We start from the raw sequence: 19118 nt of genomic DNA, 5'->3' as shown, positions 1-19118 counted from the left end.
TCGGTATGAACCAATCGAAGACAGTGCTGGTCACCGAAGCCAGCGGCGGTATCGGCGAGGCCGTGGCCGCCCATCTGGCAGGCGCGGGGCATCACGTCGTCGCGGCCGCCCGGGAGCGAACCGGCCGCGTCGATGTGCTGATCAATAATGCCGGTGTCATGCCGCTGCGGGTTCAACCTGGCAGCGCAAACCATAGGTACCGACCTCCATTGGGGCAGAATACTTCCTAATTGGTCGAGCTGATCGACCGCCTGAAAGACCCCAATTTCGCAGACAGCATCGCCCCCGCCTGCGACACCAACCCGACCCGTCCCCGTCTGCAGCCAGCTGCGGATACGGCGGTGCGCACTTGCTCACCACGACGCACTTTCCCGGAACGCCGACAGCTCTACCTCACCCTCGAGAGCTCTAGTATCTGAATACTAGTCTATGTATACTATCCGCTATGCGTGGAGCTTCGACGCGACTGTTTCTGCTGGCAGAGTTGGCAACCAGGGGTGAGGCGCACGGCCACGAATTACGCCGGGAAGCAGCGCTGGGCAAGACCGAACTCTGGTCGGAGGTCGGGATCGGTTCGATCTACAGCACCCTGCGCCGGATGCAGGCCGAAGGGCTGGTGCGGATCGTGCGCAGCGAACGCGACGGCCTCATGCCCGAACGCACCGTCTACGCACTGACCTCCGAAGGACGCAAGGAACTCGAGGCCCTGCGCGCATCCATGCTGCGCGATGTCGTCGTCCGCGCCGACCCGTTCGATCTGGCTCTGGCGTGTTCGCCCGATCTGCCCACCGAGGTCCTGCTCGGCATCGTCGAGGACCGCACCGCGACGATACGGACCCGGATCAGCAGCCTCGAGCATCTGCGCGACTCGGCCCGCGACCACCTCGACGACCGCGACCACCTGCTGTTCGACCACGTCCTGACCAGGCTGCGCGCCGAACTGGATTGGCACGACACCCTGCACACCGCCCTGTCGGCGAACCGACCACCACGACCGGAAAGCACGCGATCATGACCAACCCGAAAACCATTGCCCTCGAGTCATTCCGGATCATCGAGAGCGGTGACGAGGAACTGGCCGAACGGATCATCGCCGCGGAGTTCGTCAACGACGAAGCCGACGACGACCCCGAAGACGCCGACCGCCAACTACAAGGTCCCGCAGGCTTTCTGGCAACCAGTCGCTGGCTGCGCAGCGCGTTCTCCGAGCTTCGCTTCGAACACGAACACACCCTCGCCGAAGGCGATACCGTCTTGGCCGTCACTACCATGACCGGCACCCACAGCGGCGTGTTCAACGGCATCCAACCCACCGGAATACCGATCAGGCACAAGCAGGTTCACATCTTCACCCTCGCCGAAGGCCGGATCACCCGGCACCGAGCCGTGCGTGACGACCTCGGGCTCCTGCTGCAACTCGGATGGAACCCGACTGGCGGCCACCAAGACCCGCGCGACCACGAATCCACGCCACCCGAATGATGGCGGGAGGCCCATGCGATATGACTATCAGTTCTGTTCGATCGGTCGGGTGTGAAGGATTGCAGTGGGAGTCTGGATCGGTTGGGGCTCTGGGTTGTTCGGCGTCGGGGGTGAGGGGTCAGAGGGGAGTGGTTGATGAGGTTCGGGGGTGGTGTGGGGAAAGGTGGGGGTGGTAGGCGGATGCCTGGAGGGTGTACAGGTGGTGGTAGGTGCCCTGTTGGGACAGGAGTTCGTGGTGGGTGCCGGATTCTGTTATTCGGCCGTGGTTCAGGACGTAGATGCGGTCTGCGGCTTGGATGTTGGCTAGGCGGTGGGTGACCAGGATTATGGTGTGGCCGGGGTGGAGGGTGCGGAGGCGGTGGTAGAGGTCGGCCTCGGCCAGGGGGTCGAGGCCGGTGGTGGGTTCGTCGAGGATGAGGAGGGGGGTGTCTCGGTAGAAGGCGCGGGCGATCGCTATTTTTTGCCATTGGCCGCCGGAGAGGTCGGTGCCGTCGGTGCGCTCCTTGCTGAGGATGGTGTTGTAGCCGTGGGGGAGTTCGGTGAGGTGGGGGTGGATTCCGGCGCGGGTGGCGGCGGTGGTGACGGCGGCGTGGTCGGGGGTGGGGGTGCCGAAGGCGATGTTGTCGACGGCCGTCAGGGGGTAGCGGGCGGGGGTTTGCAGGACCAGGGTGGTCGAGGCGCGCAGTGTGGGAAGGTCGTTCGCGGACAAGGGGTTACCGTCGCGGGAAAGGTGTCCCGTGCTCGGTGAGTAGAGTCCGGCGAGGATCTTGGTGAGGGTCGTCTTCCCGGATCCGTTGTGGCCCACCAGCCCGATGACCTCGCCCGCGCGCAGTTCGAGCGTAATGCCGGTGAGCGCAGGGGTTTCGGCGCCGGGATAGGTGAAACCCACATCCTGCGCTGTGAGCGTGGCGAACGGATGCGGTGGCGGAGTGGGTGTTTCGGGCGGCATGTCCTCGGTGAATCGCATCAGGTCGGTGATGAACAGGCGGCGCTTCCCGATGGTCGACACCGTGGTGGCGAGGCTGGTCAATTGCGCCATCAGCAGCTGGGTGGCGACGACGATCGCGGTGGCGGTCGCGAAGCTCAGCAGGCCCGCGCCCGCCAGAACGGCCAGTGCCGCAATCGCGGTCATGGTGACCGCGACCGACGCCACCCGGGCGGCGGTCATCCGGAGCGTGTAGATGCGGTGCCAGCGAATCTGCTCGGCCAGCATGGCGGTGCGGTCGCGGCGCCATCGCCGGAGCAGGGTCGGTCCGGCGGCGTAGGCGCGGATCTCCGCGGCCTCGGCGCGGCCGGTGAGCATCGACTCGAAATGCATTGTGCCGCGCAACTGTTCGGACTGCGCCAGGGCCAGCTCGTACCAGCTGCGATTGGCGCGCCGCGATTCCAGCCACACCGGTACCACGGCGAGCAGCAGCAGCGGCACCGTCATCCATGCCATCAATGCCACCGACGCCGTCAACGCCATCGCGTAGATCGCGGCGTGCAGCAGGGCCAGAATCGATTGCACCATGGATCCGGGATACGCGCTGGCGGTCCGGGCGCGCACCACCCGATCGTAGAATGCCGGATCCTCGAAGCGCACCAGCTCCGCCCGCATGGCCGCCGCCAGCACCCGCTCGGTCGCGGCCACGGTGGTCTTGTCGGCGAGCACGCTCTGCCGATACGTCTCGATCCCCGACAGCACCTGCGACGCCAATCCCGCAACCGCCAGTACCGCCGCCGGAATCAGCAGCGCCGCAACCCCTCCCGATCGCGCACCGCCGCCGACCGAGGTGAGGACCACCGTGGCCACCCGCCGCACCACCGTCACCGCCACCGCGGTACCGACACCCTGCGCCAGACTGACTGCGATGCAGGCGATTACCGCCCGTCGATCCGCACCCCACGCCAGCCGTAACAGATACCACGCTACCGATCGGAAGTTCTTTGCGGCAGTAGGGGATTCATCGTGTCGCTTGCTTCGCATACCGACCGCCCTCGATTCCTTCCGACCCCTATGATCGAAAATGCATGGCACACAGGCGAATTCGAGTGGGAGAAAAATAAAGTACCGCAGCCATACTATTACAGCGGATGCCCGCCACAGGTCGTGGCGATCCTCCGATTGATCGCCCGTGAGGGGTATCCGTCACGAGAAGAGGAATAGTCATGGCAACCGCATTGATCGATCGTCTCACCGCAAAGATCATCCGCAAGGACGCGCCCTACCGGGGCGGGAATTGCAAGCCCCTGCTCCAGAGCTGCTCCAGGAACCACGAGTGCTGTTCGGACCTCTGCCTTCTGGGCTTGTGCACATAGATCTCGACCGGGAGGACCGCTGATGGGGTGGCTCGAGATCGGTGCACGGGCGGCCCTGGTCACGGTGTTCGCCGTGGCCGCGGTCTCCAAGCTCGGGGTCGCGGCGCGGATCCGATTCCGCGCCGCGGTCACCGAACTCGTTCCCCGGCTGCGCGGTCGCGCGGCCAGGCCGGTCGCCGTCCTCGTCTCGGGCGCGGAATGGCTGATCGTGGTCGCGCTGGTCCTGCCCGTCCCGATCGCCGGATTCGCCCTGGCCCTGGGCGCGCTCACCGGTTTCACCCTTGCCATCGCCGCCGCCGTGCGCCGCGGCTCCGACGCCGGGTGTCAGTGCTTCGGCCGCACCGCCCGGCCCGTCTCGGCGGTGCAGATCGTCCGCAATCTGCTCCTCGCCGCGATCGCGGTCCTCGGCCTCGCGTCCGGCTCCCGCCCGGGCGAGCCGGGTGCGTCCCTGATCGCCGCCGCGGCCGGAATCCTGTTGGGCGCCACCCTGATTGTCGCCGACGACCTGGCCGACCTGCTCCATCCCGCCCCGAATCGCCCGGCTGTCAGCCGCTTTCACCCCGGACAGGATTCGCCGCCATGAGCATCTCCACCGCATACATCGCCGTGCTGACGATCATCGTCGTGCTCCAGCTGCTGGTCACCTACGGGCTCGTGCGCCGCCTGCGCGTGCACACCGACCTGCTCGACGAACTCATCGACGAGAACACGCTCGCCCTCGCCCCCGGCACCCCGATCCCCGCGTTCGCCACCCACACCACCGACGGCGCCGCCCTCACCGACCGCGATGTGCGCCACCCCGCCGCCATCGCCCTGCTCGAGGTCGACTGCCCGCACTGCCGCACCAACCTCCCGGACTTCCTCGCCTACGTGCGGGGCGCCGGATTCGCGCGCGAGAACGTGCTCGCCGTCGTCGCCACCCGCGACACCACCGACCCCGCCGAACGCGACGCCATGCTCGAAACCCTGTCCGCCGCAGCGACCCTCGTCTGCGAATCGGGCGACGACGCCGTGATCGGCACCGCCCTGAACGCCCAAGCGTATCCGACCTTCTACCTGACCGACGCCAACGCCACCATCACCCGCGCCGTGCACGCCGTCCGCCGACTGCCCAATACCACCGCCGCCACTCCGTCGCGTTCGTCGTGACCGCGGACCCCAAACGTGATTTACGCCGCCATTTTTCCATTCGGAACGTTATTCACTTCACAAATAGCGCCGTTTAATTTGCCGAATATGTGCTATTCGCGGTCGACTGGGGTGTATGGCCGGTGAGATCTCGACGCTCCGCAGACGGCGGAGCCTGCTGCCCCGGCTGCGGCGGCGCAATCTCGGCGGCTACGAGATCGTGGTCCCCGTCCCCGAGCAACCGACGGCCGACGAGCTGCACAGCGCCGATCGGCACGTCCTGATCGTGGCGCTGTTCGCGGCGCTGGGCGGCATGCTCTACGGCTACGACACCGGAATCATTTCCGGCGCGCTGCCCGCGATGGCCGCGGAATGGGGGATCGGGCACCGCTGGCAGGAGGTCGTGACGGCCGCGATCCTGGCCGGGGCGGTGCTGGGCGCGCTGATCGGCGGGCGGCTGTCCAAGGCGCTCGGGCGGCGCCCGACCATCCTGCTCATCGCGTGCGTGTTCGCGGTCGGGGTGGTGGCGTGCTCGCTGGCGGTGAACGCGTGGATGATGGCGGCCTGCCGGTTGTTCCTGGGCCTGGCGGTGGGCGGCTGCTCGCAGATCGTTCCCACCTACATCGCCGAACTCTCGCCGCCGCATCGCCGCGGGGCCATGGTGACGTTCTTCAATATCGCGATCGGCGTCGGGATCTTCCTGGCGAATCTGGTCGGCCTGCTCGCGACCGGCGACTGGCGCTGGATGATCGGCATCGCGGTCGTCCCGGCGCTGGTTCTGGCCGCGGCCATGCTGCGGCTGCCGGAGACGCCGCGCTGGCTGATCGATAACGGCACGGTCGGCAAGGCCCGCGTGGTGCTGCGCTGGGTGCGGCCGAATCGCTCTGTGGCGGTGGACGAGACGCTGAAGATCTGGGCGATCTCGCAGCAGGAACAACGCGAATCCCGCGGCGGCTGGGCGAATCTCGGCCGCCGGTGGGTGCGTCCGGCGCTGGTCGCGGGCCTCGGCATCGCGGCGTTCACCCAGCTGTCGGGCCTCGAGATGATGATCTACTACTCGCACACGATCCTCGGCGGCGCGGCCGGTTTCGGACCCGGCCTGGTCGCCTGGTCGGGGTTGGGGATCGCCGGGGTCTACCTGATCTGCACCGGGATCGGCGAGCGGCTGGTGGACGTGGTCGGCCGCCGCGGCCTGATGCTGATCCTCATCCCCGGCTCGACGCTGTTCCTGTTCGGCTTCGGCCTGCTGTTCGTCGCGACGCCGCATCCCAACCGCTATCTCACCCTGGCCCTGATGCTCGCCTACATGGCCTGCAATGCCGCCGGATTACAGGCGGTCGGCTGGCTGCTCGGCTCCGAGCTGTATCCGCTGAGCATCCGCGACCGCGCCACCAGCCTGCACGCCGTGGCGCTGTGGGGCTCCAATCTGATCCTCACCCTGACCGCGCTCAGCACCATCGACACGCTCGGCATCGGGCCCGCGTTCCTGCTCTACGCGACGTTCAACCTGCTGTCGTTCGTCTTCGTGTACTTCGTCGTCCCCGAGACCAAGGGGCACTCGCTGGAGGACATCGAGCAGTCGCTTCGCGACGGCACCTTCCTGCCCCGCCGCCGCACGGCGGCCGGTCAGCGCTGAAAGATGCTGTCGCGCATGGTCGACGGCAGGCCCGCCACCAGCTGGCAGACGTAGCGGTGCACCTGCCCGATCCGCAGCTCGGCCGGAAGCGTCTGCCACACATGGCCGATCAGCGCGCTCGCCTCGTCCAGCTCGCCCAGGCGCTCGAGCATGGCGGCCATATCCAGATCCAGCAGCGCCCGCCCGACGTGATCCTTCTGCGCCATCGGCAGTTCCAGCACCCGCCCGCGCGCCTCCTCCGCCGCGCGGCGGTCGCCGATCGAGGCCAGCGCGTGCGACTGATGCCAGCGCAGAATGTATTCCGAGGTGCCGAGGTTGTTGTCGGTGGTCGCGGTGGGCGGCAGCGCCACGAACATCCGCTCCGCGGCGGTGATCGCCTCCACGGCCTCGCGGCGGCGGCCGATGCGGGCCTGGATGCCGCCCTCGCTCAGCAGCCCGAACACCGACGCCGAGGTCGGTTTCGAGCCGCCGCTGGCCTGCGCCGAGCGGGCCGCGGCCAGGCCCTGATCCAGCGCGTGCCGATAGCACTCGTGGATGTGCGCCATATGACCGCGCAGCCAGGCGTCCACCGCGGTGTCGCCACCCTGCCGGGCGGCGCGGCGCGCCTTGTAGAACCACATGAACGTGTCGTGGATGTCGGCGACATCGTTGAGCCGGAATGCGATGAGGCCCGCCAGGATCGACTCCACCCGCAGCAGGCGACGACGCAATTCGGCGGACTGCTCGGCCAGCATCAGCTGCTGGATCCGCGCCAGATCGCGCATCCGCGCCGGGATGTACTCCGACGGCGGCACCACGTACAGCAGATATCCCGTGGCTTCGAGGCTCTCCTCCAGGGCGTGCACCGTCTCCCAGACCGACGCGCCGCGCGGCACACCGCTGGTCACCACCAGCGGTCCCGAAGCAGATACTCCCACTTGGGAATTGCGTGAGGATTGCGGATCGTCGGCGGTGTAGTCGTGCCCGAACCCGAGCCGGTCCGGCCGGGTGCGATAAAGTCGGCACAGGGCATCGAGAAAAGGGTAAGTGGGCATGTCGAGGCCGGTCTCCCAGCGGGATACGCTTTGATGCGACAATCCTCGGGAAGACGAACCATCTGTGCTGAGAAGTTGCTGCAATTGCTGTGCGACTTCTACGAGGGTGAACCCATGGGCAATGCGATGGGCTCGTAACAGCGAAACTCCGCAGTGCGACCGGATCGCTTGGACCGCCTCCCATTTCGACCCCCCGGAGGCGTCGATGTCTCGGACGATCCTGCGCGCACACGTGATGCTGTGTGGGCTGTTCACAACATCTCCAGATCACTGGGCATGTGTTGTCGGCTGGTCCGGACGAGCATGGGGCTGGTGCGTCGTCCGTACCCAACAGTAGTCCGTCTCGTCGGTTTTCGTTCGCACTGGGGTGCGATTCTGCGCGCGGTGCGTGCAATTGCGAAACGCCGCTGGCTCCGACGGGCACGCCGGTCGCAGGCTTGGGGCCATGCAGAGAAACGGAATTGTCGTCAGACTCCCGACAACCCCGCCGTACCAGGTGCACCGAAACGAGCGCTCGCCCTTCGTTGTTCAATTGGTGCAGGTGATGTCCACCGTCGCGACCGTCGTGATGGCCCTGGCCAGTTACGTCGCCTGCGCGTCGGCCATGAACATCTCGAGCGTGTCGGTCTTGGCGGCGGCGTGCGTGCTGGCGGGATGGCTCGCGCGGGACCGCAAGTGCAAGGTACGGCACCGGCCGATCGGTTCGATTCAGGTCGAGGGCCGGATGCGACGGATCGTGGCGTCGCACAAGCCGTAGTTTTTCTACCGTCCGCCCCGCCGCATCCGCGGCGGGCGGATCCCCTAATCCCGTTCCCCGGAAAAATCTGAAATAGCACCAAACCGGTCGGAATTGCTGGTTCGGTCGATCACTCGTGTGGGTACGCTGGGTCTATCACTGGCACGGCAATCGTACGGGGTAGCAAGATCACCGACCTGCGAGGTGTCGCGGCTCTGGTGCTACTGACGGCGTCGTTTGCCATGTTGACGGTGTTCTCACGCTACCTCGACTCCGGATTCACCGTGGCCCAGCAGGTGTACCTGCGAACCGCGGTGGCGTTCCTCATCGCCGTGATCGCGTTCGGTCGTCGTATCCGCTGGCGATATGTGCTGCGGATGGGTGCCCGCGAATGGGGTGTGGTGGTGGTCCGCACCGTCCTGCTCTACGTCATCGGGACCATGCTGTTCGCGAAGGCCGCGACCATCACCACGGTGGTGGACGCCTCGCTCATCGGCGCGCTGCCGCTGGTGTCCGCGCTCGGGCTGGTGCTGCGCCGGGTGCGGGTCACGCCCGCCCGGGTGGTGTTCGTGTGCGGGTCGGCCCTGGGGGTGACGCTGTTGTCGGGCATCGGATTCGGGCCGGGCGGCGCCTCGCTGGCCTGGAATCACGGGGATCTGATCGCGCTGGTCGCCATGACGGCGATGGCCGTCAGCTATCTGGGCCGGGATTGGCATCGCGCCGCGCTGAACAATCAGGAGATCACCGCGCTCACGGTCGGGCTGGGCGCGACGGGGGTGGCGCTCACGTCGCTGCTGCAGGGGCAGGGGCTGCCGCAGCCGCCCGCGCACGGGTCGCCGGTGGTGCTGTGGGGCGCGATCGCCGTCGCGGGCGCGCTGAGCGTGCTGAACGTCTTCCTCATCAATTACGGCTTCGAACACGTGGATCCGGTGCACGCGGGCAATCTGCTGACCGTCGAATCGGTGTGGGGGCTGTTGTTCGGGCTGATCTTCTATCAGCAGGTGCCGTCGGTGACCGGGATCGTGGGCGGGCTGGTCATCGTCGGCTGCGCGGTCGGGTTGAATCTGGCCGACGGCAGCCCGCCCGCCTCCGAAACCCCCGAGCCCGAGGCGCCCGCGGTGGCCGACGGCGGCGGGTTCCCGGTGTCGGAGCTGCCGCAGCCCGCGCGGATCACCGCGTTCCGCCGCCATCCGACGCCGCTGTTCGAGCGTCGGGTCCGGATTCGGCTGGCCGGATCCGAGCGCCGCCCGATCGATCCGGAATGGGCCTATACCCAGGAGGCGGGCTGAGATAGTGGAGCGCCGGAGGTGTTCGGCGAGTGTCCGGTTCCGGAATGGTGCGGGCTGGCGGACCATGGCCTCGGCCCGGCGGCGGACGTGGGCGGATGGGCGGTGCGGGATGCGATTGCCGCTGGTACGACGGGCGGCGGAGGCGATGGGCCGCGCCGGGGCCGGACTCCGACGGAGCGCGGGTTGTCGGGCGGGCCAGGGGATTTGGACGGAGGTGCTGTTCGATGAAGGGGATATCGAACAGCACGCCCGCCCGGACAGAATAACGCCGCGAGCCCCGCGCGTCAGGAGGCGGCGCCAGGAAATGCACGATTGAGTCCGCGAAATAGTGTCCGGCCCAGCCTATTCGGACCGAACGGTCGTCATAGCGCCGGATCGCGCGATTGTTGCCCCGGGCGGCGCGAAGGGCGGATCATATACTCGTCGCGGCTTCACGACCAGATGCCGGTGCGGTTGCCCGAGAAGGGGAGGGCAGCGGCGTCGTGGTCGGGGATCGGTATGCGCGGCAAGGGCGGGGCGGTCGGCAACGCTCGCCCTGCCCGCAGGGGTGGATGTCAGCCCGGTTCGACGGGCAGCAGCAGCGGGCCGCGGTGGCGAAAGCCGGAGCGCCAGGGGATTTCGTGCACGTCACCGACGACCCGCAGGGCGGGCCACCGCTCGTAGAGTCGGCGCAGGATGGCGGCGACGACGGGCCGGACCAGACCGGCGCCCACGCAGGCGCGGCCGCCGTAGCCCAGGGCCAGGTGCGGATTCGGGGTGCGGCGCACGTCGAGTTGGTCGGGGGCGGTGAACCTTTCGGGATCGTGATTGGCCGAGGCCAGGCAGAACAGCACGGTGTCGCCCGCGGGGATCCAGTAGCCGCCGATGTCGAGGTCGGTGGTCGCGAAGCGGGGGGAGGCCAGCACCTGCGGGGACAGGAAGCGCAGGAGTTCGTCGACCGCGCCGAGCGGGCCGGTCGACGACAGCGCCGCCGCGAGTTGGTCCGGCCGGGCCGAAAATGCCGCTACCGCACCGGAAATCAGGTCGACCAGCACCTCGTACCAGACGAACAGCAGGAAGAACAGTAGACCGGTCGACTCGCCGGGGCCGAATCCCGCGGTGGCCAGCCGACCGAGCATCGTGCGGTCGTCGGCGCGCCGCCCGTCCTCGATCGCGCTCTCGATGATCTCCTGCATGATCGCCAAGGTGTCTCGCGCCCGCGGCGCGGCATCGGCGCACAGCGTGGTATCGGCCCAGTCCCGCAGCCGATCGTGAGTGGTGTCGGACAGTCCGAGCACGTCGGTGAGCACCGCCGCCGGTAGCGGTACTGTCACCTGTTCGACCAGGTCGAATTCGGTGGCGCCGTCCAACTTTTCGAGCATCGGTTCGAGCATTGCCGCCGCCCGCGTCCGCCATTCGCCCAGCCGCCGCGGCTGCAACTCGCTCGTCACCGCGCGCCGCAGCCGTTCCAGATCGTCCGCCTCGCCGTTGAGGAAGGTGTCCAGCGGCTCGGGCACCGAGAAACCGCGGTAGTCGTTCCCGCGCGCATGGCGTTGATCGGTCGAGAGCCGACCGTCGAGCAACCCGGCCCGCACGTCCCCGTACCGCGTCACCAGCCAGGCCGGTGGGCCGTCGGGCGTCGCCACCCGGTGCACACCCCCGTCCGCCCGCAGCGAGTCCAGCACCGGCCAGGGATTCCGCGCGAACTGCGCGTCGAAGACCTTCAGCACCCCGCCATCATGGCCTGTCCCGGCCACGGGTGTCACACCGAAAGGCGCCGATGGCGGGTGTCGGGGCGGTCCCGCTGCGGCGGCGAGATGACTTGTGCCCGAGGGGAAACGGTGATCGATCGACGCCCGCTGGTCGGCTGGGGCCGCACCGCCCCGACCGTCGCCGAGGGGCTGTCCACCCCCGATATCGAGGCGATTTCCCGAGCCGTGCGCGCCGCCGGGCCGCGCGGCGTGATCGCCCGCGGCCTCGGCCGCGGCTACGGCGACCCGGCGCAGAACGCCGGCGGCCTGGTTGTGGACATGACCGTTTTCGATCGGATTCACGCCATCGATCCGGACACCGGAATCGTCGACGCCGGAGTGAGCCTGGACGCGCCCGAAACTCATCGCGAATGTGCCATTGACAAATGGCACTGTCGCCACTGATCATGAATGCATGACGACATCAGGGTCAGCGTCGACCCCCTCGTCGGCGGCGGCGTGGCCGGTTCCCACCTCGGCCTCGCCCCGGGCGCGGCTTGCCGCGACGGCGTCGGTGCTGGGGTTACGGCAGGTCAATGCGCTACTTCCGAACAATCGAGCCGGGATCCGGATCGGGCGGGGACTGATCGCGGCGGTCATGGCGGCGGGCGGTCCCACCCTGCCGGGCACGCACGTCACGCCCGTCCGGGCCGACGGCGTGCGCGGCGAATGGGTGCGGGCCGCGGGCGTCGAGCACGGCGACCGCGCGATCTACTACATCCACGGCAGCGGGTACGTGGTCTGCTCGGCGCGCACGCATCGGGGGCTGGCGTCGCGGCTGTCGCGGCGCACCGGGCTGCCGGTGTTCGTGCTCGACTACCGCCTCGCGCCCGAGCACCCGTTCCCGGCGGCGGCCGACGACGTGGCGGCGGGCTACCGGTGGCTGCTCGCGCACGGCTACCGCGCCCGGGACCTGGTCATCGGCGGCGATTCCGCGGGCTGCCACCTGTCGCTGGATCTGCTGCTGCAGAACCATGATTCGGCGGTGCCGCAACCGGCGGGGGTGTTCATGTTCTCGCCGCTGCTCGATCCGACCCTCACCCTCGCGGCGGAGCGCGATCGCCGCCGACCCGATCCCATGGCCCCCGCGTGGGTCGGGCGTCGCATGATCGCGCACTACACCGCCACCGCACCCGCCGGCTCGCCGCGCCTGCGGCTCACCGTCCCGCCCGGCGCGCCGCTGCCGCCGCTCTACATCCAGGCCAGCGCGGGGGAGATGCTCGCCGGCGACGCGCGGCAGCTGCACGATATGGCCGTCGCGGCGGGCGTGCGCTGCGATCTCGAGCTGTGGCCCGGCCGCATCCACGTCTTCCAGGCGCTGCCCCTGCTCGTCCCCGAGGCTGTGCCCGCGCTGCGGCGCACCGCCGATTTCGTCGCCGGGGCATTCGCCCGGGCGGACACCGACATTCGACAGCAGGTGAGCTGACCATGAGCATTCTCGACACCGTGCGCTCCGCGTTGCGCGGCTCGGGCCGCACCTACGGCGCGCGGGCGGTGGTCACCGGCGCGGGCAGCGGCATCGGCCGCGCCTTCGCGCTGGAGCTGGCCGGCCGCGGCGGCGAGGTGCTCTGCGCCGACATCGACCGCGACCGCGCCGAGGCCACTGTGCGCCAGATCGAGCGCGTGCACGGCCGCCCCGCCCACCCCGCCGTCTGCGACGTCTCCCGGCGCGCCGATATGGAAAGCCTGGCCCTGCACGCGGAGCTGGTCTTCCACGGCGCGCCCACCCTGGTGGTCAACAACGCCGGGGTCGGCATCGGCGGAAAACCGGTGGGCGACATCGGTCTCGACGACTGGCAGTGGGCGCTCGGCATCAACCTGTGGGGCGTCGTGCACGGCTGCGAGCTGTTCGCGCCGCAGCTGCGGGCGGCCGGGCGCGGCGGCATCATCAACGTCGCCTCCGCGGCGGGTTTCGCCGCCGCCCCGAACATGGCCGCCTACAACGTCTCCAAGGCCGCGGTCGTGTCGCTGTCGGAGACCATGGCGGCCGAACTGGCGGGCAGCGGCGTCGCGGTCACCGTGCTGTGCCCCACCTTCGTGAAGACCAATGTCGTCGCCGACGGTCGCATCACCTCGGCGTCGTCCCGGTTGGCGGACAACCTGATGCGCTGGACCGGCTTCTCCCCGGAGCGGGTCGCGCGCGTGGCCCTCGACGCGCACGACCACGGCCGCCTCTACGTCCTGCCGCAGCCGGACGCCCAGCTCGTCTGGCACCTCAAGCGGCATTTCCCCACCCTCTACGCGCACGCCCTCGGGACCGTGAATCGACTGCTGCCGCAGGACGATTCGGCACCGGCGCCCATCGGCGCGAGCAGCACCACGACGGGAGTCTGACATGTCCTTCGACTTCGACGCCATGTTGGCCAAGATCAAGGGCCGCCAGTGGGCCCTGGCCGACATCGACTGGGACGCACCGGGAACCGAGCTCATCGACCCCGAACTGCACGCCAAGCTGAAGCCGTTCATGGCCGACCTGATGTGGATCGAGAACGTGGGCGCCCGCGGATTCGCCGCCATGGCCACCAAGGCGCCCACCGCGACCCTGCGCGAGATCTACCGCTACTTCCACGCCGAGGAGCAGCGGCACGCCAATGCCGAACTGGCGCTGATGCGGCGCTGGGGAATGCTCGACGGCGACGAGATCCCGGAGCCGAACATCAACGTGAAGCTCGTCATCGACTTTCTGGACAAGTACTCCGACGATATGTCGCTGTCGTTCCTGGGCACCGTCATTCCCATGCTCGAGGTGGCGCTGGACGGCGCGCTGATCAAATTCGTCACCGACGAGATCGAGGACCCGGTGGCGCAGGAGGTGTTCAAGCGCATCAACGCCGACGAATCCCGGCATCTGGCCACCGATTACGCGGTCATGGAACTGCTCGGCCACGCCACCGCCCGCAAGCTGGCGATCGACCTGGTCGGCGGCTGGATCAAACCCACGTTCCTCATCGGCGTGCTCAGCTACATTCCGCTGCTGAACAAGATGCGCGACAACATCGTCGCCATGGGTGTCGACGAGGAGAAGCTGTACGCGGCGATGCGGCGGTTCAAGGCCGTCGGCGAACGCAACCCGCTCGCCAACCGGGTGCCCATGTACCGGATCGTGAAGATGCACGGCAACTGGGTGATCAACCGCGACCACCCCTACCACCTGTTCGCCGACGCCATGGTGAAGCTCACCGCGCGCTACCCGAAACGCTTCCTGCCGCCCCAGCCCACCTGGTCGAAGGCCCTGACCTACGAGCCGACGGCATGACCCGGCCAAAAGCACGCCGGGTGCACGGGGGAGACGGGGCACGCCAGGTGCACGGGGGAGACGGGGCACGCCGGGTGCACGGGGGAGACGGGGCTGTTCTCGACGTCGCGATCGTCGGGGCGGGCTTCGCCGGGATCGGCACCGCGATCCGGTTGCGGCAGAAGGGCATCGGCGGGTTCGCGATCTTCGAGCGCGGTGACCGGGTGGGCGGCACCTGGCGCGACAACACCTATCCCGGTGCGGCATGCGATATTCCGTCGCGGCTGTACTCCTACCGCTTCGCACCCAATCCCGACTGGTCGCAGACCTATTCGGGCAGCGCGGAGATCCTCGCCTACATCGAGCGCATGGTCGACCGATCGGGCATCCGGCCGCACATCCGCTTCGGGCAGACCGTGACGGGCGTGGTGTTCGACGAGGCGGACGGGCTGTGGGACATCACCATCGCCGGGCGGCCCGGCACGGTGCGGGCGCGCACGGTGGTGCTGGCCTCCGGCCCGCTGGCCAATCCCAGTCTCCCGGCCATCACCGGCATCGACGACTACGCGGGCCACACGATCCACAGCGCCCGCTGGGATCACGACTACGACTTCACCGGCAAGAAGGTCGCGGTGATCGGCACCGGCGCGAGCGCGGTGCAGATCATTCCCGAACTGGTGCGAAAGGCCGAGTCGGTCAAGGTGTTCCAGCGCACCCCCGGCTGGGTGCTGCCGCGCGTCAACCGGCCCACCGGCGATCGCACCCGGCAGGTCTACCGGCACCTGCCCATCACCCAGACGCTGGCGCGCGAGGCGTGGTTCTGGGGACACGAGTCCGTGGCGCTCGGCGTGGTCTGGAATTCCCCGCTCACCCGCCTGGTGGAATCGGTCGCCCTGCTGCACCTGCGCACCCAGGTGCGCGACCCGTGGCTGCGGCGGCAACTGACCCCGGATTTCCGGGCCGGATGTAAAAGACTGCTGCTGAGCAACGACTACTATCCCGCACTGCAGCAATCGAATTGCACACTGATCACCTGGCCGATCGCGCGGCTGTCCGAACACGGAATTCGCACCGCCGAGGGTATCGAACACCGCGCCGACTGCATCGTGTTCGCCACCGGATTCGACGTGTCCAAGACCGGCACGCCGATTCCCGTCACCGGCTGCGACGGCCGCGTGCTCGCCGAGGAATGGCGGCGCGGCGCCTACGCGTACAAGAGCGTGACGGTCGCCGGATATCCGAATCTGTTCCTCACCTTCGGGCCCAACTCCGGACCCGGACACAATTCCGCGCTGGTCTACATGGAGGCGCAGATCGACTATCTCACCGACGCCATCGGCGTGCTGCTCGCGCGCGATCTGCACAGCCTCGAGGTGCGCCGGGACCGCCAGGACCGCTACAACGCCCGGCTGCAACGCCGCCTCGCCGCCACCACCTGGAATTCGGGCTGCCGCAGCTGGTATCTCACCGAGGACGGTTTCAACGCCACCATGTATCCCGGATTCGGTACCCAGTACACCCGGCAATTGGCAACGGTCGACCTCGCCGACTACGTGCTGACCCCGCGCGCCGCCGGGCACGCGCCGGACGCCGACGCCCGAATCTCCGCCGCGCTGAGCTAATGTCGAAGCAACGCGCGGGTGGTGCGCGCCGTCGGCGAGCGGATCGGTGAAAGGACGGGCGAGGCTGGGATGGCGGAATACCGCATCGACGATCTCGCCCGTGCCGCCGGCACGACCAGCCGCAATGTGCGCGCCTACCAGGAACGCGGCCTGCTGCCCGCGCCCACGCGGCGCAGCGGGCGCGCGCTCATCTACGACGACACCCACCTGGCCCGGCTGAAGATCATCGACGCGCTGCTGCAGCGCGGCTTCACCACCGCCCACATCGCCGACTTCATCACCAGCTGGGAAACCGGTAAAGATCTCACCGAGATCCTCGGCCTGCAGCAGGCCGTCACCGCCACCTGGGGCACCCCCGAGGAGCCGCTCGAGGTGCCGCGCGAACTGGTCGACACCGTCCTCAGCGACGGCGACGGCGAGCCGGTCGACGACACCCAGCTGTCCCGGCTCGCCGAACTGGACGTGGTCCGAATGCACGGGGACACCATCGAATTCGTGCGACCGGAACTGCTGGAGACCTTCGCCCAGCTGAACAACTACGGCTTCGGCCTGTCCGGGCTGATCGACCTGTACACCGCGGTGGTGAGCCGCCTCGACGACATCGCCCGGCTCATGGTGCTCGCGGCCAAGGACCATATCGTCGCCGAGCACGGCCCCGGCTGGCTCCCCGACTCCGATGCCGAGATTGCCGAGACCACCGCCATGCTCAACCGGCTGCGCGACCTCGGCGCCCGGTCCGCGCGCGACGGCCTGGACCAGGCCCTGGACCGGGTGCTCCGCAGCGAACTGAGCGGCTATCTGGAAACCGCCGCCGAAAAGCGATTCGGGGTCGGTACAAAAGACCGACACAATGTCGTCGGCGCGGCAAAGAAGGGTGCGGACGGAAAACAGCATTAGCATTCCGATAGCGAATCCGAGAAAAGGGAGGAACCTATCGATGGCCAAGCAGGTGACCGTCACACTTGTCGACGACTTCGACGGCAAGTCCAAGGCGGACGAGACCGTGTATTTCTCGATCGACGGCCGGGACTACGAGATCGATCTGTCCATGAAGAACGCGGGCAAGCTTCGCGAAATCCTGGAACCGTGGACTGCCAACGCGCGCAAGCTCGGCCGCGTCGGGCGGCGCGGCGGCGGTAGGGCACGCGCGGCCGGAAACGCCGAGCAGACCGCCGCGATCCGGAAATGGGCGCAGCAGCACGGGCACGAAATCTCGAGCCGCGGCCGGATTCCGGCGAAGATCATCGACGCGTACCACAAGGCGAAGAAGTAGCGATTGGTCCGAAACGCTATTGCTTCTCCTGATGGCGGACATCGAGACGCGCCCGCCGTCGACTGGCATCCTGGCCGGGGACGATCGGTGCCCGGAAGGCGGTAGCGCCGAACCGGATTCGGGAGAAGGGATGCGCGCGTGGCTTCGGAGGCGAATGGTACGGAAATGACCTACGACGTGGTTGTATTCGGCGCGGGCCCGGTCGGCGAGAACGTGGCCGACCGCGCACACGCGGCGGGACTGAGCGTCGCGGTGGTGGAGCGGGAGCTGGCGGGCGGCGAATGCTCGTACTGGGGCTGCATTCCCAGCAAGGCGCTGCTGCGGCCGGTGCTCGCGGTCGCGGACGCGCGGGCGGTCGACGGGGCGCGGCAGGCGGTCACGGGTCGGCTGGACACGCCCGCGGTCTTCGCGCGGCGCGACGGCTTCGTGAGCAACTGGGACGACGCCGGGCAGGTCGACTGGATCGAGAAGCACGGCTTGGACTTCGTGCGCGGCCACGCCCGCCTGGACGGACCCCGCCGGGTCGTCGTCGAGGCGGCCGACGGCGGCACGACGGTGCTGCTCGCGCGGCACGCGGTGGCGATCTGCACCGGCAGCCGCGCCGCGGTGCCCGCGCTGCCCGGCATCGAGGAGGCGCGGCCGTGGACCAATCGCCGCGCCACCGACTCGAGCGCGGTGCCCGGCCGGTTGGCGGTGGTGGGCGCGGGACCGGTCGGCGTCGAAATGGCCACGGCCTGGCAGGGTTTGGGCGCGGCGGTGACCCTGCTGGTGCGCGGGAAGGGGTTGCTGCCGCGGATGGAGCCGTTCGCCGGGGAACTGGTCGCGGACCGGCTCGGCGCGGCGGGAATGGATGTGCGGCTGGGCGTTTCGGTGCGGGCGCTGCGCCGCCCCGACCCGGCGGGCCCGGTCACGCTGAGCCTGTCGGACGGGCGCGAGCTGGAGGTGGACGAGGTGCTGTTCGCCACCGGCCGGGTCCCCAACACCGACGACATCGGGCTCGACACCATCGGTCTCACCCCCGGCGACTGGCTCGAGGTGACCGACAGCTGTCAGGTCCGCGGCCCGCACGAGGACTGGCTGTTCGCCCTCGGCGACGCCAACCACCGTGCGCTGCTCACCCATCAGGGCAAATACCAGGCCCGCATAGTCGGCAACGTGCTCGCCGCCCGCGCGGCAGGCCAACCCGTGCGGAGCGACCCGTGGAGCCCCCACACCGCGACCGCCGACACCCGCGCGGTCCCCCAGGTCGTCTTCACCGACCCCGAGGCCGCAGGGGTGGGCCTGACCGCCGAACAGGCCGAGCGCGCCGGACACCGCACCCGCGTGGTGGACATCGACCTGGGCGCGGTAGCGGGCGCCGCCTTGTACGCCGACGGCTACCGAGGCCAAGCCCGAATGGTCGTCGACCAAGACGAAAACCGCCTCCTGGGCGTAACTTTCGTAGGCCCCGGCGTCGCCGAACTCATCACCTCGGCCACCATCGCCGTAGCCGCCGAAGTCCCCCTCGACCGCCTCTGGCACGCAGTCCCCTGCTTCCCGACCATCAGCGAGGTCTGGCTACGCCTCCTCGAGGCATACCGCGGCTGACCACGGGTCGACCCCCTCGCTAGCACGTAGTCGAAGACTCTCCTCGTCATTCCGGCGTGCTGATA

18 protein-coding genes and 1 pseudogene are annotated in these 19118 nt (G+C 68.8%); 16 read left to right on the top strand and 3 right to left on the bottom strand.

The features are described 5' to 3' along the window. Nucleotides 1-5: 5 nt before the first annotated feature. The 3 genes from HPY32_RS37735 (at nt 6) to HPY32_RS37725 (ending at nt 1482) form a co-directional block, all read left to right on the top strand. The gene (locus HPY32_RS37735) at nt 6-230 is read left to right on the top strand and encodes an SDR family oxidoreductase (protein WP_067588379.1); all 225 of its coding nucleotides are present in this window, start codon (nt 6-8) and stop codon (nt 228-230) included. A 215-nt stretch (nt 231-445) separates the two neighbouring features. After that, nucleotides 446-1015: a PadR family transcriptional regulator gene (locus HPY32_RS37730; RefSeq protein ID WP_067588381.1), complete on the top strand. Its 570-nt coding sequence runs from the start codon at nt 446-448 to the stop codon at nt 1013-1015. Then, nucleotides 1012-1482 carry an ester cyclase gene (locus tag HPY32_RS37725; RefSeq protein WP_156674469.1) on the top strand — a complete coding sequence of 157 codons (471 nt, stop codon included), beginning with the start codon at nt 1012-1014 and terminating at the stop codon, nt 1480-1482. The genes HPY32_RS37730 and HPY32_RS37725 overlap by 4 nt, the downstream gene beginning before the upstream one ends. Before the next feature lie 118 nt (nt 1483-1600). On the opposite strand, the gene HPY32_RS37720 is transcribed toward HPY32_RS37725, so the two are convergent. Continuing rightward, on the bottom strand, nt 1601-3451 hold the full coding sequence (locus HPY32_RS37720) for an ABC transporter ATP-binding protein (RefSeq protein ID WP_171983256.1): 1851 nt from the start codon (nt 3449-3451) through the stop codon (nt 1601-1603). A gap of 354 nt (nt 3452-3805) precedes the next feature. Here HPY32_RS37720 and HPY32_RS37715 point away from each other — a divergent pair, with 354 nt between their 5' ends. From HPY32_RS37715 to HPY32_RS37705, 3 genes are all read left to right on the top strand, one after another. After that, nucleotides 3806-4366 carry a MauE/DoxX family redox-associated membrane protein gene (locus HPY32_RS37715; protein ID WP_067588383.1) on the top strand — a complete coding sequence of 187 codons (561 nt, stop codon included), beginning with the start codon at nt 3806-3808 and terminating at the stop codon, nt 4364-4366. After that, nucleotides 4363-4932: a thioredoxin domain-containing protein gene (locus tag HPY32_RS37710; RefSeq protein WP_067588385.1), complete on the top strand. Its 570-nt coding sequence runs from the start codon at nt 4363-4365 to the stop codon at nt 4930-4932. Before HPY32_RS37715 ends, HPY32_RS37710 begins: the two co-directional genes overlap by 4 nt. A gap of 115 nt (nt 4933-5047) precedes the next feature. Continuing rightward, nucleotides 5048-6547 carry a sugar porter family MFS transporter gene (locus HPY32_RS37705; RefSeq protein WP_082871393.1) on the top strand — a complete coding sequence of 500 codons (1500 nt, stop codon included), beginning with the start codon at nt 5048-5050 and terminating at the stop codon, nt 6545-6547. Here the strand turns inward: HPY32_RS37705 and HPY32_RS37700 are convergent. Continuing rightward, nucleotides 6538-7836 carry a helix-turn-helix domain-containing protein gene (locus tag HPY32_RS37700; RefSeq protein ID WP_082871394.1) on the bottom strand — a complete coding sequence of 433 codons (1299 nt, stop codon included), beginning with the start codon at nt 7834-7836 and terminating at the stop codon, nt 6538-6540. The genes HPY32_RS37705 and HPY32_RS37700 overlap by 10 nt on opposite strands. Before the next feature lie 289 nt (nt 7837-8125). Between HPY32_RS37700 and HPY32_RS37695 the strand changes: the two genes are divergently transcribed. Beyond that, entirely contained in the window at nt 8126-8338 is a 213-nt protein-coding gene (locus HPY32_RS37695) for a hypothetical protein (protein WP_156674470.1), read from the top strand. Nucleotides 8339-8568: 230 nt separating this feature from the next. After that, nucleotides 8569-9606 (top strand): DMT family transporter, encoded by a 1038-nt coding sequence (locus tag HPY32_RS45285; RefSeq protein WP_171983255.1) that lies wholly within the window; start codon nt 8569-8571, stop codon nt 9604-9606. Nucleotides 9607-10160: 554 nt separating this feature from the next. On the opposite strand, the gene HPY32_RS37685 is transcribed toward HPY32_RS45285, so the two are convergent. Beyond that, nucleotides 10161-11315, bottom strand: coding sequence for a cytochrome P450 (locus HPY32_RS37685; RefSeq protein ID WP_156674472.1), 1155 nt, complete (start codon nt 11313-11315; stop codon nt 10161-10163). Between the two features lie 87 nt (nt 11316-11402). Between HPY32_RS37685 and HPY32_RS37680 the strand changes: the two are divergent. The 8 genes and pseudogenes from HPY32_RS37680 to HPY32_RS37645 all read left to right on the top strand — a co-directional run. Further along, nucleotides 11403-11687: pseudogene (locus HPY32_RS37680) on the top strand (FAD-binding protein); the annotation flags it as partial. 64 nt (nt 11688-11751) lie between these two features. Then, nucleotides 11752-12762, top strand: coding sequence for an alpha/beta hydrolase (locus HPY32_RS37675; RefSeq protein WP_067588394.1), 1011 nt, complete (start codon nt 11752-11754; stop codon nt 12760-12762). A gap of 2 nt (nt 12763-12764) precedes the next feature. Beyond that, nucleotides 12765-13670, top strand: coding sequence for an SDR family NAD(P)-dependent oxidoreductase (locus HPY32_RS37670; RefSeq protein WP_067588395.1), 906 nt, complete (start codon nt 12765-12767; stop codon nt 13668-13670). Nucleotide 13671: 1 nt separating this feature from the next. Then, complete coding sequence (locus HPY32_RS37665) at nt 13672-14592, top strand: reductase (protein ID WP_067588396.1); 921 nt, start codon at nt 13672-13674, stop codon at nt 14590-14592. Then, nucleotides 14589-16193, top strand: coding sequence for a flavin-containing monooxygenase (locus tag HPY32_RS37660; protein ID WP_082871396.1), 1605 nt, complete (start codon nt 14589-14591; stop codon nt 16191-16193). Before HPY32_RS37665 ends, HPY32_RS37660 begins: the two co-directional genes overlap by 4 nt. Nucleotides 16194-16262: 69 nt before the next feature. Then, on the top strand, nt 16263-17090 hold the full coding sequence (locus HPY32_RS37655; protein ID WP_067588399.1) for a MerR family transcriptional regulator: 828 nt from the start codon (nt 16263-16265) through the stop codon (nt 17088-17090). Nucleotides 17091-17130: 40 nt separating this feature from the next. Further along, the gene (locus tag HPY32_RS37650) at nt 17131-17466 is read left to right on the top strand and encodes a histone-like nucleoid-structuring protein Lsr2 (RefSeq protein WP_067588403.1); all 336 of its coding nucleotides are present in this window, start codon (nt 17131-17133) and stop codon (nt 17464-17466) included. A gap of 165 nt (nt 17467-17631) precedes the next feature. Then, the gene (locus HPY32_RS37645) at nt 17632-19053 is read left to right on the top strand and encodes a dihydrolipoyl dehydrogenase family protein (protein WP_067588404.1); all 1422 of its coding nucleotides are present in this window, start codon (nt 17632-17634) and stop codon (nt 19051-19053) included. The last annotated feature ends 65 nt before the right edge of the window (nt 19054-19118 follow it).

Source organism: Nocardia terpenica, from assembly GCF_013186535.1.
GTDB lineage: Bacteria > Actinomycetota > Actinomycetes > Mycobacteriales > Mycobacteriaceae > Nocardia > Nocardia terpenica.
This window is presented reverse-complemented; position numbering and strand designations above follow the sequence as displayed.